The organism is Cronobacter sakazakii (genome assembly GCF_000982825.1).
In the GTDB taxonomy this organism is placed as follows: domain Bacteria; phylum Pseudomonadota; class Gammaproteobacteria; order Enterobacterales; family Enterobacteriaceae; genus Cronobacter; species Cronobacter sakazakii.
This window is the reverse complement of sequence record NZ_CP011047.1, coordinates 3,223,805-3,238,834: the sequence shown is the minus strand read 5'-3', so window position 1 is coordinate 3,238,834 and position 15,030 is coordinate 3,223,805. Positions and strand designations below refer to the sequence as shown.

Genomic DNA, 15,030 nt, shown 5'->3' with positions numbered 1-15,030 from the left:
TTATACTCTCCGTTTGCCGCGGGCATGCCGCGCTTTCACTGACGTATCAGAATCAACTTATGAAATTACTCTCCTGGCGTTTTATTCTTCCTGTTGTCGCCTGTGCGGCGCTGGCGTACTGGTGGCTGACGCCACACTTCAGCCATGAGGACAAGGCGTACTACGCCTCGGTGTTCTGCACAATCCAGACAGACAAGCCCGATAACTGGGCGGCGAGCATGGAAAATGTGATTGAAGGCAGCAACAACGACTACGCGCTGCAACGCCAGCACTACTCCGCCGCGCTGGGTCGTGAAATCATCAGCACCTGGCAGGGGCTCGATAGCACGCAGCGCGCGGCGCTCGCGAGCAACCCGCAAACCTGCGGCCAGCGACTCGCCCGTCTGTTGCGCTGAGGGCGGCTACACTCAGTGGGGGTCATTTACTTCGCTGAGGTTGCCTTGCTGTCCGGACATCAATTCCTCGCCCTGAGCGGGTTCTCGCTTATTGCCGCCGCCTGTGGACTGGCGCGTTTCTCATGGGAACTACCGCTACCCGAGGTTATCCGGGATGTTTCAATGTCGACGACGCTGGTCGGCGCACTCTTCGGCTGGCTGATGGATACCTTAAGCGTTGTACCTGCGCTCGGCATTTTCGGTTTGCTGGCCTTACTGGCGCTCTGTTTACCGGCTGAGCGAGCAAAAAAAGACCACCCGGATATATGCTCAAGAAAGCCTGCCGCACGCCGATAAGCATCTTATAAAGCCTCGCCTTAAGGGGCGTGACAGGCGTAAGCGTAATACCTCGGGAGCTTACGCCTGGCTTGCGGTTCTGCCGGCGGAGTGCCGGAAGAGTGTATCCATGAATGTTTTAGTGCCGGTCGAACAAGCAGCGCACCGCTGTAATGGACGTCGAAAAACGAAACCGGAGGTTGAAATGTATTCCTTCATAGCGCGACAGCCTATCTTTGATGCGTCGCTGAACACGGTGGCTTACGAGCTACTCTACCGGGACGGGTTGACGAACGCCTTTCCGCCCGTAACCCCCGAGTTCGCCACCAGCCAGCTGCTTGCCGATCATTTTCTGGTCACGCCGTTACAGCGTTTGTCCGGGAAACATACGTCGTTTATCAATTTCCCGTATGAAATGATCGTCAACGGGCTGGCGCAGTCGCTGCCGCGCCAGAATGTCGTGATTGAAATTCTTGAGAATAGCGTGCCGGATAACGCGCTGTTTACCACCGTGCGCGCGATGTATGAGGAGGGGTATTGCTTCGCGCTGGATGATTTTACGCTGGAGAGCGAATGGAGCCGCTTTCTGCCTTACATCAGCGTCATTAAATTTGATATTCAGTCCACAAGCGTTGAACAAATCAACGCGTTCCTGAAAGCGCACCCGAACCTGCGCTGCAAACTGCTGGCTGAAAAAGTCGAGCGGCGTGAAGAGCTGGAACAGTACCAGAAACTCGGTTTTCATCTTTTTCAGGGCTATTTTTACAGCAAGCCAGAACTCATTAAGACGAAAAAGCTGCCTGAACAAAAAGTCTTTATTCTTGAGCTTATCCGCGAAGTTAACGCGGCGCGCCCGGATATGGCGAAGATCGAAAAGCTGATTAGCCGCGACGTGGCGATCACCTATAAACTGATGCGCTACGTCAACAACATCAAATATCAGCATAACTACCACGCCAACGCCGAATCGCTGCCGTTTCGCAGCATTTTCGCGTTTCTTGGGCTCTATGAACTGAAAAGATTCATTACTATCCTCGCGGTTACGCACATCAGCGATCCGTCGGTAAGTGAACTGTACAACGTCAGCCTGGTGTACGGCCGCTTTTGCGAACTGGCGGCGCACCGTATCGGCGGCGTGAGCGAGGACGACGCGTTTATTGCCGGGCTGTTCTCGCGCCTCGACGCGATTATGGATATCCCCATGGATGCGCTGCTTGAGCAAATCTACGTCTCGAAGGAAGTCAAAAAAGCGCTGATCAACCGTGAGGGCGTTCCGGGTACGCTGGTCCGTCTGTGCGAAGCGTTCGAGCGTGCCGACTGGCCACAGGTGGTAGAAGTGGCGCAGGAGCTTAATCTTAGCGAGCGGGATATCATTGATATGACGCACGAAGCGGTGAAATGGGGCGACACTATCATCTGATTTTTACAGCGGGCGGCCCGTCTGACGCCGCCTGTAAGACTCCTGGCTAAAACGCGGTTTCGATAACTCCGTCATTCTCGCGCATCTTGACTACGCTTTTACAGGCACGCTGACGTGCGGCGCCTGGGCGCTGCCGTCGCTGGTTCTGGATGACTTCAGGAGACGGACATGCACCCGCACACGACCGCACGATCCCCGGCAGCCGCCGTGGCGCTTTATGAACTGCTTAATCCCATTCCTTTAGGCTTCTTCACGGCCGCCTGGATTTTCGACATCCTCTACATGAATAGCTACGTGCAGATGTGGACCGATGCCGCCAGCTGGCTTATCGCTATCGGCCTTCTTATTGCGATTATTCCGCGCCTGATTAGCCTCGGGCAGATCTGGCCCGGGCGTCGCCATCTGCATGGCCCGGCGCAGCGGCTGCACTTCTGGCTGAATCTGGTGGCGATTGTGCTGGCCATTTTCAACGCCTTTATTCACAGCCGTGATGCTTACGCCGTGGTGCCTGCGGGCGTCATTCTTTCAACGCTGGTCGTGGTGCTGATGCTGCTGGCGAATGTTCAACTCGCGTTACGCCAACGCGCTGCTTAAGGAGAAGCCCGCATGAACAACATTCATCGTCTTGCGCTGGCCGTGTCGCTGGGCGTTCTGCTTAGCGGCTGTGATAACAGCGCAACACTCGATCCGCAAAAACAGGTCGGGCCAAACCCGGAACTCCCGGAAGCGAAAAATTTTCTGCTGCCGCCGATGCAGGTGCCGGAAGGCGTCGCCTGGAAAGAGGGCGAAAAGCCGAAGGTGGCGCAGGGGCTGAAGATTGAAAAAATCGCCGACGGGCTGATGCATCCGCGCCAGGTCTATGTGCTGCCCAATAACGATATTCTGGTGGCGGAATCCAACGGCACCCCAAAACCAACCACGCGCCCTAAACAGCTCATCATGGGTGTGGTGCAAAAGGCGTCGGGCAAGGGCGGGCCGGGCGGCAACCGCATTACGCTTTTGCGTAACGTGAACGGCAAATGGGAAAAGCATAACTTCATTGAAAACCTCAACGCGCCGTTCGGCATTCAGCTCACCGGCAATACGCTGTGGGTGGCGAACGCCGACAGCCTGGTGAAATTCCCGTATCAGGAAGGGCAAACGGCGATCCGCACGCCGGGGGAAGAGGTCACTGAACTGCCGGGTGGGCCGATCAACCACCACTGGACCAAAGCGCTGCTGGCAAGCCCCGATGGCAGCAAGCTCTACGTGGGCGTGGGTTCTAACAGTAATATCACCGAAAACGGCATCGGCGCGGAGTATCGCCGCGCCGCGGTGCTGGAAGTGGACGCCGCGACCGGCGCCAGCCGTATTTACGCAAGCGGCCTGCGCAACCCGACCGGCCTCCAGTGGGAGCCAGAGAGCGGCAAGCTGTGGGCGATAGTGAACGAGCGCGATGAAATCGGCTCCGATCTGGTGCCGGATTATATGACCTCGGTGCAGGAGAAGGGCTTCTACGGCTGGCCGTACAGCTATTTCGGCAATCACGTCGATAAACGCGCCGAGCCGCAGCGCCCTGATCTGGTCGCCAAAGCGATCAAGCCTGACTACGCGCTCGGCTCGCACGTCGCACCGCTTGGCCTGCATTTCTACACCGGCGATAACATGCCGCAGTACCGCGGTGGGGCGTTTGTGAGCGAACACGGCAGCTGGAACCGCTCGCCGCTTAACGGGTATCAGGTGGTGTGGGTGAAGTTTGAAAACGGCAAACCAGTCGGAATGCCGCAGCCGGTCGTCACCGGTTTTCTGACCGACGACCAGAAGCAGGTGCGCGGGCTGCCGGTTGGCGTGACGCAGGATAACTCCGGCGCGCTGCTGATTGCCGATGACGCCGGTAACGCCATCTGGCGCGTGAGCGCAGCGCAGTAAAACCAGGCCGCCGCGCGCGGCCTTTTTCCTTTCCAAAAGGGCGTCAAAGCGCCTGCTATACTTTTCTTTCATTCATCAGCAAGGAGTTGACGATGCCGGAATCCACCCAACGCGACGGGATGCCTTATTTTCTGTTTCTCTGCGAAGGCCGCGTGCTGGCGCAAAACATCGATGGCCGGATTATCGATCTCGGCGAAGCCACACAAGAGAATGGCGCTTTCGCCTGGCGTCTTGATGGCAATGATGAACATGGCGAAGGGCTGAAAAATGCCAAGGCGGTGCTTGATGATATCGCCGGACACCTGACGTTTCTGTTTATCGACGGTCAATTTACCAGCCTGCCGGATCTCTCGGACGATTACGCAGGAAAGCTTGATGACGCCCCCGCGAAAGAGATTGTGCTCAGTGAGCTGAGCGACAAGGGCGGTGACGATAACCCGCCGGTGGTGTAAACCCTGCGAGGCCACAGAAGCACTGTGGCCCTCAGGCTTACCCGCGATTACTGGCGAGATCGGGCGGCGTATTATGATTGAGCGTGACAACAGAGCTGATATTATCCGGCAGGCGACGCGCTTCTAAATATACGGTCTGCCAGTAAGGATTATTTAATGAAGACCGGGTAACGCCTTTACTGGTGGAGGCGTGAATAAATTCACCATTGGAGTCATAAAAACCGACATGCAGCGCGCCCTTAATACGGAAGAACACCAGATCGCCCGGACGCAGTTTATTTTTATCAACGCCTTTGCCCATGTGAATTAATTCCCGCGTGGTGACGCGCGCCATCGGCAGATTAAACCGGTCGTGCAGCGTGCGCCAGACAAAACCGGAGCAGTCGATGCCATCGCGCTTTGTGCCGCCCCATTGATAAGGTGTGTCCTGCCAGGTGTTCATCTGGTCGTGAAGGGCGGCGATAACGGGGATCAGGTCAGGCTGGCGGCTGCTGGCGGTAGCATCAGGAAGCGGGGCGACCGTTTTGGGTTTTGGGGCTTTGGTGGCGCATCCCGTCAGATAAGCACAGAATAAAAGGGCAAATAAAGGTTTGGCGGGGAAATCCATATCGACTCACTGGCACGCGGCAATTTACGTTAGGTGCCCGAATTCTTACTAAAAATGCGTCTCATCTCCAGCGCTTTCTTATCCTTTACAATTACTGACATTGCAAAAGAATATTAATCTGTCACCGACGCATTCTGGCGCAGATATTCACGTTCAGAAACAACTCAATGTAAAAGCGGGGCTTTACATCGGGCCGGAAATGATATTTTCGGCGCAGGGAAATAACGTGTGGTAATTATCCCTGGGAAGAATTAATGTCATTTTTGATAGCCAACGGTGGGTGCGCTTCGCTTACCCACCCTACAGAAATACCAAACGCGTAGCGCGGGTAAGCAAAGCGCACCCGCGGATTAAGCCAATGGTGGATGCGCTTCGCTTATCCACCCTACGTAAATGACAAAAGCGTAGCGCGGGTAAGCGGAGCGCACCCGCGGAAGGCTATTATTTATGTAACGTTACCGCATCGCTGTGACCATTCTGCCGCAGCGTCTCCAGCAGACGCGCTTTGCGCTGCTCAAGTTCGCTTATCTGATCTTCGATTTCTTTAAGCCGCTGATACTGTATGGCCTGGGTTTCCGGGCAGAACGTCGCGCCTTCAATGAGCAACATGCAATCGGGGAAACGGCGGATCTCGGCCACGCTAAATCCAGTCGCAATCAGGCGCTGGATCTGGCGCACCTGGGTAATGGCCTGCTTATCAAAATAGCGGTAGCCATTACAGGCGCGAACGGCCGCCAGTAAGCCGTTGTTGTGATAGTGGCGGATGGCGCGAGCGCTCACGCCGGTGGCTTTAGCCAGTTCGCCAATGGTCAGTTGCATGGTTTCTCCTCATCAGGAGCTTGACTCTGACACTAGTGTCAACGTTCAGGCTAGCCAGGAACCTATTAATGAGGAAGTGAAAATGCCTGCTTTGATTAACCGTATTATGATAAGCCTGCTGTTCATGGTGATGGCAAACGCGACTGCCGCTGAACGACACTTTACCGTCACCGCGCCGGATGGCGTTCCCATTGCCGTGCAGGAGAGCGGCAACCCGGACGGCCCGGCGATAATTTTCATTCACGGACTGCTGGGCAGCCATCTCAACTGGAACCGGCAAATCGCCGACCCGCGGCTGCAACGTTTCCGGCTCATCACCTTTCATTTGCGCGGTCACGGGCTTTCCGGGAAGCCTGACACCGACGCGGCGTATCGGGAGGGCAGGCGATGGGGAGACGATCTGGCGGCGGTTATCAACAAGAGTCAGGCGAAGCGGCCGGTATTAGTCGGCTGGTCGCTCGGCGGCGCGGTGATTTCGGCTTATCTGGCCGAGTATGGCGACAGCCGGATCGGCGGCGCGTTATACGTGGGCGGCGTGGTGGAGCTAACGCCCGCGCTGATACCCGCGCATCCGGCTATTTATCGCGACATGACGGCGGCGGATTTACAAACACATCTCGATGGCGAGCGCGAATTTTTGCGGCTCTGTTTTTATCAGCAGCCTGACCGTGACACGTTTGAGCGTCTGCTGGCTAACGCGGCGATGGCGTCCTGGACCATGCAGCGTAACGTGCCGCGGATACAGGTTCCCGCAGAAAAAGCGCTGAACGCCACGCGCGTGCCGTTGCTGTTTATCTACGGCCAGCACGACGCGCTGGTAAATCCGGAGGCTTCGTTGAAAAGAGCGAGCGCGATCAATCCGCACATACGTTCTGACATTTATGCGAACGCCGGCCATGCGCCATTTATGGAAGACGCCGCGCGGTTTAACGCGCAACTGGCGGCGTTTGCTGATAACGCCGTAGCGCGGGTAAGCAGAGCGCACCCGCGATAAACAATATAAAAACGGTGCGCTACGTGAAATCTGAGAAAAGTTGTGAGGCTCAGTTCTGCAGATTTCGCGTAGCGCACCGGGAGAGATAGAGAGGTTTGGGTCTTAAGCGAGTGCAGACACGCAGGGCAGGCAATAGCGGCGTCAGGCGGCCAGGGCTGATAAGCGTGGTTCTGATACCAAATGTTATTTAACATAATATACATTATGCGTACTAAAAGAGAATCAAGGCAATGTTCAGTGAGTTCGGGCCGGATTCCTCACGTCGATAAGATTTTGCGGGCGCGCATAACGTCTCAAAAACCGGCATGTAGTTTCGATCCGCGGGTGCGCTTCGCTTACCCACGCTACTGGCTTCATCTGTCACTTTGAATTATTGGCTGGCGTGCCACCTTATGTCGCTGAAGGCATCGCGCTCAATCGCTGATGTACGAAATCAATGAACGCTCTTGTTTTCGCGGGCAAGAAACGCCGGTTTGAATACACCGCGAACAACTGCAACGGCGCTGCCGCTTGTTCAAACTCAACCTCGATGAGCCGTCCATCGTTAATGTAAGGCTGACAGGCTTGTTTTGACAGAATGGCAAACCCGACGCCGGCGACTGCCGCGCGTCCCGCCATCTCTCCGCTGTTGACGCGATAATGCCCTTTAACCTTTATCGTCTCGAACTCCCCTTTGCGGTTCACAAACTGCCAGGGAGCGCCTTTCAGCGCAGGGCGGTTATTTCTGGCGTAGCGGCGTTTTATTGGGTTGAGAGATTTAATAAAAAGCGATTTATATTCCGCAATATGCTGCTGCTTGGAATATTTACTTGTTTGTGCACTGTGACCACGCATTTTGGCACGCTTCTGATAATACGTTTCTGCGCAGGCCTGGTGGGTGGTACGACGATGGGTGTGGGTATGAGTATTTTAATAAATTCTGCCCCAGCACCATTGCGCGGGAAAATGCTGGCCACGGTGATAGCTTCATTTTCGATGGTGAGTATCGTCGGTATGCCAGCGGTCATGTTTTTATGTACCCATTATGGCTGGCAGGCTTCGTTGTGGTTAATCAGTGCGTTATGCCTGGTTTGTTTGCCGCTAATTGTGTTTACCCTTCCCCGCGACGCGGTTTCATCAGGCATAAAGACTAAGCTCTTTTTTGATAGTCAAACCTTACTTTTTGCATCATCAACGGCACTGGTGCAATTTAGCCCCATGCTTATTATCCCTATTTTAACGCCTTTACTGATTCAGTTTATGGGCGCACAGGAATCTCTCCTGCCGTTATTATTTTTAAGTGGTGGCATTGCAGGTTATGCGTCTACGAAAATAACAGGGATTCTTATATCTAAAATATCTGCGCTGGCCCTGTCTATCCTTTCAACGCTGTTATTTGTGGTAAGCTTGCTCATTCCTGCGATGGGATTTAATAATGTTTTTCTCTTTATCACCCTGTTTCTTGGCGCGTCCTATAGCCGACTGGTTTGCGCCTCGGCGCTGGCGATGCACTACCCTGCAAATGAGCAAAGAGCCAGTTTTTCGTCACTACAGACAGCAATAATGTATCTGATAACCACGCTCGCGTTCTTTCTATCTTCTTTATTACTTCCTGAGCACGTAATAAACCCGCAAAACCTGAACAGCCTGTTGGTGATAAGTGCGCTGAGCGCGGCGGGATTTCCCGTCCTGGTGGTCATACTGCAGAAAAAACTGGCCAAACGCGCCGTTAGTCATAGAGCCAGCGGCCAGCCCGGGCAGATTCAATAAGCATGCCGATGGTAAAAAACGGCACTATGGGGATTTCGCGTTTACGAAATGGATTGAGCATAACGCTCAGCGGTGGATCGGGCGGATAGTAAGTCGTAATGGAGAAATTTCCCCGCGCCACGCTAAATGTCGTAAAAAAATCCTCCATCAGCGCCAGCGCTTCGTCCTCGTCCAGCTGCAGGTCAAAATCGAGATCGGTCTGTTCGGTCAGTTCAGGTTTACCGAACAGATAAAAGCCGTCATGCTTGCGCACATGGGCATAAACCTGCGCTTCCAGGCTGTCGCTGTTCATTGCTGCCTCCGCGCAAGCGCCTGCTGTTCAACCCGCGCGATAAACTCGTTTTTCAGTTCGCTGTAAACGTCTGACTGAAAACCGCTGTCGCGCGCGGCCGTAAATTTTATCTGCGCATATTCCTGCATGACGTCATCATGCCGGCGCAGATAGTCACGAAACGCCAGATGCCGCGTTACGTGATGGCTGCCTGCCACGAATGCGTGAATATGATGCGTTCGCACAGCGTGGCCTTTAATAAAGTAACGCCTGCCGGGAATGCCGTACTCACCGCGCGGCGTGTAGCCCAGCGCCTGCATCACGGCGTTGCAGTCATCAAGCGCGCTTAAACCGGAGACCTCAATCAGCATATCGATAACCGGTTTGGCCGCGAGCCCCGGCACCGACGTACTGCCAATATGATGAACGGCCAGCGCAACGTCGCCGAGCACTTCACGCACCCTTTTCTCTTCTTCAGCAAATTGCGCAGGCCAGGCCGGGTTGTAAAGGTTCCAGCACTATCTGTCGTCCGGCCATCATTTTCTCCTGTATACGGTCAGCCTGGCTGAACCGTTTCTGTGGTGATTTGCGCGCCCGGCATCATCGCGGCCAGGCCTTCGGCCAGTTCACGCGCGGCGGCGTCGGCGGCTTCCTCCGGCATGGCCGGTAAGCATTCCAGAATAAACCACATCTCCTGCGCCTGCGAATCCAGCCGTGTGCGCACGCCCTGACGCCAGTTCCAGCGGCGGCATGTCACGCCCGCGTCATCGCGCCAGACCGGTTCGCCAGGCTCCGGGGATTCATTCACCGGCTCGCCGTCTTTAAAGGTATCGAACGCTTCGCTGCCGTCGGCAATGACCAGACGCGGCTCACCCTGGTATGCCGCGCGGTTTTCCCCGCCAATTGGCACGGCGTATTTGATGCTCACGGCATTATAGAGATCGACCACCGGATCGAGCGACGCCATCGCGCCGTCACGCGCGACCCGTTTACGCAGCGCCTGGGCGGAACACGGCGTGCGTTTCGGCTTTGCGCCGAATGCCTGAAAAACGGCGTCCCATGCAGCAAGATGCGACTGCGCCCAGGGGAAATCGTTCTCCTGCACGTGGCGGCAGGCAGCTTCCAGCGCCCTTCTTCCCACGCTTTCATCTGCCAGCGGCGCGGCAATAACGTTAATGCTGATAGCCCGGAACCCCGGCGCGAGACGGGCGATCTCCGGGGCAATTGACGGTGTTAATGGTTTCATCAGATAATCCCGTAATGACTATTTTATTTCATGGTAATGACCAGTGACCCATAAAGTCAATATAATGACTGAACCAGGCGCTGATGTTGACTCGCTTAGCGTTGCTCTGGCGCAAAAGCTGAAAGCCTGGCGTAAGGAACATAAAGTGACGCTGGATGCGCTCTCTCAGCGTGCGGGCGTCAGCAAAGGTATGCTGGTTGAGCTTGAAAAAGCCGCGGCTAACCCGAGTATCGCTATCCTCTGCAAGGTCGCCGCCGCGCTGGGGTTATCAGTAGCCGACCTGCTGGATGTGGCGAGCCAGCCTGCCGCGCGGTTGATAGAAGCCACGCAAATCCCGGTTTTGTGGACAGGTGACCATGGCGGTACGGCGCGTCTGCTTGCCGGAACCAGCGGGCCGAATATGGTGGAGCTGTGGCGCTGGGAGTTGCAGCCGGGCGATGTGTTTACCTCGCCGGGCCATCCGCAGGGAACGTCTGAGCTATTACATGTGGAGCGAGGCGTACTGACGCTTGGCGTCAATGATGAAGTGTTGCAGGTCCATGCGGGCGCATCCGCCGTGGCGCGCACCGATGCCCCGCACCGCTACGCGAATGAACAGCAGGAGACGCTTATCTTTACCATGACGGTTAATGAACCCCACTGATTCGTGACAACGTCACGTTAAAACCGCTTGCAGAGTGTCAGGCGGTTTATCTGCCCCGCCCGGTAATCCACGTCGTCGACACAGGCAACGATCAGCATCAGCCCTCGCCCGCCTTCGCTCATCAGCGCAACGTCGTCATCCTTTGCGCCTGCTCTCGCGGCGTCCAGTTTGCCGTCGGGGATAGCATTGCCGTTATCGGTGAAAACAGCTCGCGCGGCGGCTTCACCCTGCTGAAATTCAACGGTAAACGTGCGCTCCGGCGTCTCTTGCAGCGCATGGCGAATCACGTTCGCCGCCGCCTCGCACACCGCCAGATCGAATTCGAAACGCCAGCCGTCGTCCACCGGTAGCGGCGCCATAAACTGCGCCAGCGCGTCGGCGAGCGGGCCAAGCGCATCGAGGCGCGCGGGAAGCGTCAGCGTGGCGCTCACCGGTTCATCCTTTTTGCAACCGGGCCAGCGCAGCGGCGCGATCCGGGCAGAGGATAAATACGCGGTCCATGCGGGTCAGCTTAAACATATTCATGATGTTACTGTTCAGCGAACACAGCGCCATCTCTCCCTTGCCGTTCATCTGCTTAAAGAGTGCAATCAGCGTGCCGAGGCAGCTACTGTCGATAAAATCGACGCGCGAGAAATCGATAACCAGCCCGCCCGTGGTGCGGGCTATCTCTTCGCTTACGCCCTGGCGAAACGCGGCGGCGACCGAGGCGTCCAGCCGTCGTGCCACCGGCGTTATCACGCTTATGCCGTCCAGATGTTCAGTCTCAAGATTCATCGCGCACTCCCTCGTGGCTTCGTTCAATAATTAACAGTGAGACGTCGTCGGCCATCGCCACCTGATCGCCCTGCGTTCTGGCGCGCCAGTCGACAAGCTTGTCGTGCAGGGCCGGAAAAATCGCGTCAAGCGGGCTGGAAACGTGACGTTGTAACCACTGCTCCAGCCGCTCATGGCCAAATTGCTCCTGCTGTGGGTTTTCGCACTCCGTAATGCCGTCGCTGTAGAGGCACAGCCGGTCGCCGCGCTTAAGCGTAAACGTGGCATCTTCCCAGCTTAAGCTTGCCAGCAAGCCCACCGGCGCGCCGCCACTGCCGATACGGGTCATGGAGCCGTCCGGGTGCGTAATAAACGGCGTTGGGTGTCCGGCCTGGCAGAGCTTGCCTTCACCGGTTTCTGTGTCGATCACGCCGTAAATCATTGTGAAATAGCTGACTATCTCGGTGTCGTCGTGGCAGAAACGTTCATTGAGGATCCGGATTACCTCATGCGGCGCGGTGACGCCGTCGCCATCAAATAAAAAACGCTCCACCGCCCGCCCATGCAGAAACTGGCGCGCCACGGCAAGCGACATCATCGCCGCGCCCACGCCGTGCCCCGCCACATCCACGCAGTAAAAACCGAGATAGCGGTCGAGCGGGAAAATATTAAAGATGTCGCCGGAGACATACGCTGAAGGCACAAACAGCCAGTCGGCGAAAAAGTTATCGTATTGCATGCGTCGGCCCGGCAGCACCGAGCGCTGTAACTGCGCCGCCGCCTGGAGATCGCTTTCGATTTGCGAGAGCGCCTCGCGAAGGCGCGCATTTCGCGCCGCGAGCGTCGCTTCCAGCTCCAGAATGCGCTCGCCCGCGTGCAGCCTGGCGCGCAGTTCACTCTGGTTTACCGGCTTGCTGAGAAAATCATCAGCGCCCGCCTCGAATCCTAACGCCAGGTCGTCCACGCTCTCCCGCGCCGTTAATAAAATCAGGTAGATGTAGTGTTCCTGAAAGCGCGCGCGAATCTCCTGACACAGCGTCAGGCCATCCATCACCGGCATCTCCCAGTCGCTCAGCACCATATTGACCGGCTGTGTGGCCAGCACGTCCAGCGCCGCGACGCCGTTGACCGCTTCCAGCACCTCGTAGCCCCATTTGCCGAGCATGCTGCCGAGCAGCCGTCGGTAAACGGTGGAGTCATCAACAATCAAAACCCGCTGTCTGTCCGGCATCAAAGCTCCTTAAAGGGGTAAATACCAGATAAGGCTGACGGTGCCTTCGCGGAATTTGCCGTTGCCGCTGGCATGACCGGGATACCGCGTGCCGCTGTAGTTGGCGTACTGAATTGAGAACGAGCCCGGCGTATAGCCTGCGTAGCCAAAGCTGTAGCTGTAATCGCCGTTCCACGGCTGTTGCTGGCTGCTGTCGGGGAACCAGAACGCCGTGGCGCGCACAAAGAAATGCTGTTTGAGCGTATAGCCGCAACCGCCCAGCACCACATTTTTATTGCTGCGAATGTCGTTACTGTTGAGATCGTAATAGCGCGGCACCCACGTGTAGCCCACCTGGCAGATAATGGAATCGCCTTTATTGATCAGCAGATGTTTCTCAAGCGGTTTCGGCAGCGAGAATTTATAGGCTGCCGTCACGCCGCCCTGTTCAAAATAGGTGTGACGTTTGTTGCCCGATGGCCAGATATGGTTATCGCCGTAGTTGCTGTACACCAGGCTGAAGGTATTGGCGTGCCAGTCGTCATAGCCGAAGCTGTAGCGGAAATCGCTGGAATAACGTGTTAAATCACGCACCGGTGCGCGCAGCGTGACGTTGGCGAAGAGATAACTCCACGGCGAATATTGCAGGCTCAGGTTGACGGTCTGGTTAATTTTATTGGTCTGCGTCGCCGTATCACTACTGTTTGGGATCGTGACGTACTGCTCTTTCAGCCCGCTGTTAAAACTCAGCGCGCCGGAGAATTTTTTGTCGTTGCCCGAAAACAGCCGTCCCCAGCGGCTCGTGAAAACGCCCGCCTGAATCGGCTCGGATTCGTTATCCGCACTCGCCCCACTCTGCGTGCTCGCAGGCTGCTGGTCAGCATGACACGGGAAGCCCGCAAGCGTAAGCATCGCCAGACCAACGCAGTGATATATCCTCGTCATACCCTTGTCGTTCCTTAATTGGGGATCCAGCGTCCGGCGACGTCATACTTCGCCATTAGCCAGAGAATGCCCAGCGCCACGCTATGAACCAGTGTGTTCATAAGCCAGGCCTGATGCCATAAATCGAAATGCACCACCTGGCTTACCAGCAGCACCACATACACATGCAAAATAAAGGTATAGAGCGAGTGCTGCCCAAGCGGGATCAGAAACCAGCCGGTCAGGCGGTAAATGGGGGTCCAGCACCAGGTAAGCAGCGCATAAACTGCCACCATCAGACAAAAATCGTTCAGCACCCGCAGCGGCCCGAGTGCGTTTTTGGCGGCCCACGTATGGTAGAGCGCATTGAAATCGGCGGGCGGAATGATATGCAGCAGCAGGCCCGGCGGCATAAAGGGGTTGGTATGATTCTGGGCGATAAACATCAGTATCAGCGCACAGATGATCATAAACGCGACGGTCACTTTGCCGGGGCCGGTGCGCGCGAGTGATAACAGTTCGTCCTTATACCAGCCGCAGCACATCCCGATGATATAAATGAGCTGCCAGGCCATCAGCGGAAACGCGAACTCAAATTCGCTCTCGGTGAGGCGAAACGACGTCACCTGATACAGGCCATACACCCCTGCCGAACCGGCAATCAGCCAGGCGGTTTTACGATAGTGCAGTAAGGCGAGAAAAAGCGGGCTTAACAGCAGTAAAAAGACATACAGCCCCAGAATTTGGGTCTGGTGCGGGCCAATCTGTAAAAACAAAATAATGTTGAACCAGGTTTCTTTAATTTGCGGCGTGGTGGGAAACAACGACCAGCTATTCCCCGAGTAACGGTCCACAAAGTGGGTTATTTCAAACGTATTAATAAAAGGTATTTTCGATAACAGCAGCACGCTCAGGATAATAATGATATTAACCAGATAGATCTTCCAGGCACGCCGCCAGAGTGTCCAGCCTACCGTCAGTAATACCGCTTTTTGCAACCGCTGGCGGTTAAGCATGCCGAGCATAAAACCGGCCAGGATCACAAAGCCTTCAGCGCCTGTGGTTAATCCGAAACGCTCCCACGTCAATATATTAAATATCGACATCACTTCAGTATGCGCGACGACCATCATCACAAGCGCAATGCCGCGCATCAGGTCGATACGCAGATCGCGCCGGTCGGCCGCCACATAGCGCCAGGAGACGCGCACGCGCGGTATATCGCGGGTTGAAGCTACGCTTGCAGTATCGCTCATCGGCACGGTTTCTTATCGGCTGGGGCCGCCTGCTCCGGGCAGCGCAATATATTCTGAGTATTATC

General features: G+C 55.9%; 17 protein-coding genes and 3 pseudogenes. 9 read left to right on the top strand and 11 right to left on the bottom strand.

Annotated elements, in window-relative coordinates; genetic code table 11:
- Positions 1–59 precede the first annotated feature (59 nt).
- From CSK29544_RS15445 to CSK29544_RS15425, 6 genes are all read left to right on the top strand, one after another.
- The gene (locus CSK29544_RS15445) at positions 60–395 is read left to right on the top strand and encodes a hypothetical protein (protein ID WP_007888719.1); all 336 of its coding nucleotides are present in this window, start codon (positions 60–62) and stop codon (positions 393–395) included.
- Positions 396–557: 162 nt separating this feature from the next.
- Positions 558–731, top strand: a complete 174-nt coding sequence (locus tag CSK29544_RS24705) for a hypothetical protein (protein ID WP_007888716.1) — start codon at positions 558–560, stop codon at positions 729–731.
- A gap of 184 nt (positions 732–915) precedes the next feature.
- Entirely contained in the window at positions 916–2,130 is a 1,215-nt protein-coding gene (locus tag CSK29544_RS15440; RefSeq protein WP_007888713.1) for an EAL and HDOD domain-containing protein, read from the top strand.
- Between the two features lie 168 nt (positions 2,131–2,298).
- On the top strand, positions 2,299–2,724 hold the full coding sequence (locus tag CSK29544_RS15435; RefSeq protein ID WP_007888712.1) for a DUF2231 domain-containing protein: 426 nt from the start codon (positions 2,299–2,301) through the stop codon (positions 2,722–2,724).
- A gap of 12 nt (positions 2,725–2,736) precedes the next feature.
- Positions 2,737–4,038, top strand: coding sequence for a PQQ-dependent sugar dehydrogenase (locus CSK29544_RS15430; protein WP_007888711.1), 1,302 nt, complete (start codon positions 2,737–2,739; stop codon positions 4,036–4,038).
- 92 nt (positions 4,039–4,130) lie between these two features.
- Positions 4,131–4,490 (top strand): hypothetical protein, encoded by a 360-nt coding sequence (locus tag CSK29544_RS15425; protein WP_029039109.1) that lies wholly within the window; start codon positions 4,131–4,133, stop codon positions 4,488–4,490.
- Between the two features lie 37 nt (positions 4,491–4,527).
- On the opposite strand, the gene CSK29544_RS15420 is transcribed toward CSK29544_RS15425, so the two are convergent.
- Positions 4,528–5,097, bottom strand: a complete 570-nt coding sequence (locus CSK29544_RS15420) for a C40 family peptidase (RefSeq protein ID WP_007888709.1) — start codon at positions 5,095–5,097, stop codon at positions 4,528–4,530.
- A gap of 441 nt (positions 5,098–5,538) precedes the next feature.
- The gene (locus CSK29544_RS15415) at positions 5,539–5,916 is read right to left on the bottom strand and encodes a MerR family transcriptional regulator (protein WP_007900264.1); all 378 of its coding nucleotides are present in this window, start codon (positions 5,914–5,916) and stop codon (positions 5,539–5,541) included.
- Positions 5,917–5,998: 82 nt separating this feature from the next.
- On the opposite strand from CSK29544_RS15415, the gene CSK29544_RS15410 reads away from it, so the two are divergent.
- On the top strand, positions 5,999–6,910 hold the full coding sequence (locus CSK29544_RS15410; protein WP_007900263.1) for an alpha/beta fold hydrolase: 912 nt from the start codon (positions 5,999–6,001) through the stop codon (positions 6,908–6,910).
- A 390-nt stretch (positions 6,911–7,300) separates the two neighbouring features.
- On the opposite strand, the pseudogene CSK29544_RS15405 reads toward CSK29544_RS15410, so the two are convergent.
- A pseudogene (locus tag CSK29544_RS15405) lies at positions 7,301–7,621 on the bottom strand (LysR substrate-binding domain-containing protein); the annotation flags it as partial.
- A gap of 3 nt (positions 7,622–7,624) precedes the next feature.
- Here CSK29544_RS15405 and CSK29544_RS15400 point away from each other — a divergent pair.
- Positions 7,625–8,659, top strand: a pseudogene (locus CSK29544_RS15400) (MFS transporter); the annotation flags it as partial.
- On the opposite strand, the gene CSK29544_RS15395 reads toward CSK29544_RS15400, so the two are convergent.
- The 3 genes and pseudogenes from CSK29544_RS15395 to CSK29544_RS15385 form a co-directional block, all read right to left on the bottom strand.
- A complete protein-coding gene (locus tag CSK29544_RS15395; RefSeq protein ID WP_007900259.1) occupies positions 8,619–8,951 on the bottom strand; it encodes a DUF1493 family protein in 333 nt (110 codons plus the stop codon). The pseudogene CSK29544_RS15400 and the gene CSK29544_RS15395 sit on opposite strands and share 41 nt — an antisense overlap.
- A pseudogene (locus CSK29544_RS15390) lies at positions 8,948–9,467 on the bottom strand (GrpB family protein). The gene CSK29544_RS15395 and the pseudogene CSK29544_RS15390 overlap by 4 nt, the downstream one beginning before the upstream one ends.
- 19 nt (positions 9,468–9,486) lie before the next feature.
- Positions 9,487–10,176, bottom strand: coding sequence for a B3/B4 domain-containing protein (locus CSK29544_RS15385; protein WP_007900239.1), 690 nt, complete (start codon positions 10,174–10,176; stop codon positions 9,487–9,489).
- Between the two features lie 43 nt (positions 10,177–10,219).
- Here CSK29544_RS15385 and CSK29544_RS15380 point away from each other — a divergent pair, with 43 nt between their 5' ends.
- On the top strand, positions 10,220–10,819 hold the full coding sequence (locus CSK29544_RS15380; RefSeq protein WP_007900237.1) for a helix-turn-helix domain-containing protein: 600 nt from the start codon (positions 10,220–10,222) through the stop codon (positions 10,817–10,819).
- 17 nt (positions 10,820–10,836) lie between these two features.
- Here the strand turns inward: CSK29544_RS15380 and CSK29544_RS15375 are convergent, their stop codons facing one another.
- The 5 genes from CSK29544_RS15375 to opgC are packed head-to-tail and all read right to left on the bottom strand — an operon-like array spanning position 10,837 to position 14,965.
- Entirely contained in the window at positions 10,837–11,250 is a 414-nt protein-coding gene (locus tag CSK29544_RS15375; RefSeq protein ID WP_007900235.1) for an ATP-binding protein, read from the bottom strand.
- A 4-nt stretch (positions 11,251–11,254) separates the two neighbouring features.
- On the bottom strand, positions 11,255–11,596 hold the full coding sequence (locus tag CSK29544_RS15370; protein WP_007900233.1) for an STAS domain-containing protein: 342 nt from the start codon (positions 11,594–11,596) through the stop codon (positions 11,255–11,257).
- Positions 11,586–12,806, bottom strand: coding sequence for a PP2C family protein-serine/threonine phosphatase (locus tag CSK29544_RS15365; protein ID WP_007900230.1), 1,221 nt, complete (start codon positions 12,804–12,806; stop codon positions 11,586–11,588). The genes CSK29544_RS15370 and CSK29544_RS15365 overlap by 11 nt, the downstream gene beginning before the upstream one ends.
- 9 nt (positions 12,807–12,815) lie before the next feature.
- Positions 12,816–13,730 (bottom strand): hypothetical protein, encoded by a 915-nt coding sequence (locus CSK29544_RS15360; RefSeq protein WP_007900228.1) that lies wholly within the window; start codon positions 13,728–13,730, stop codon positions 12,816–12,818.
- A gap of 14 nt (positions 13,731–13,744) precedes the next feature.
- On the bottom strand, positions 13,745–14,965 hold the full coding sequence (opgC, locus tag CSK29544_RS15355; protein ID WP_007900226.1) for an OpgC domain-containing protein: 1,221 nt from the start codon (positions 14,963–14,965) through the stop codon (positions 13,745–13,747).
- Between the last annotated feature and the right edge of the window lie 65 nt (positions 14,966–15,030).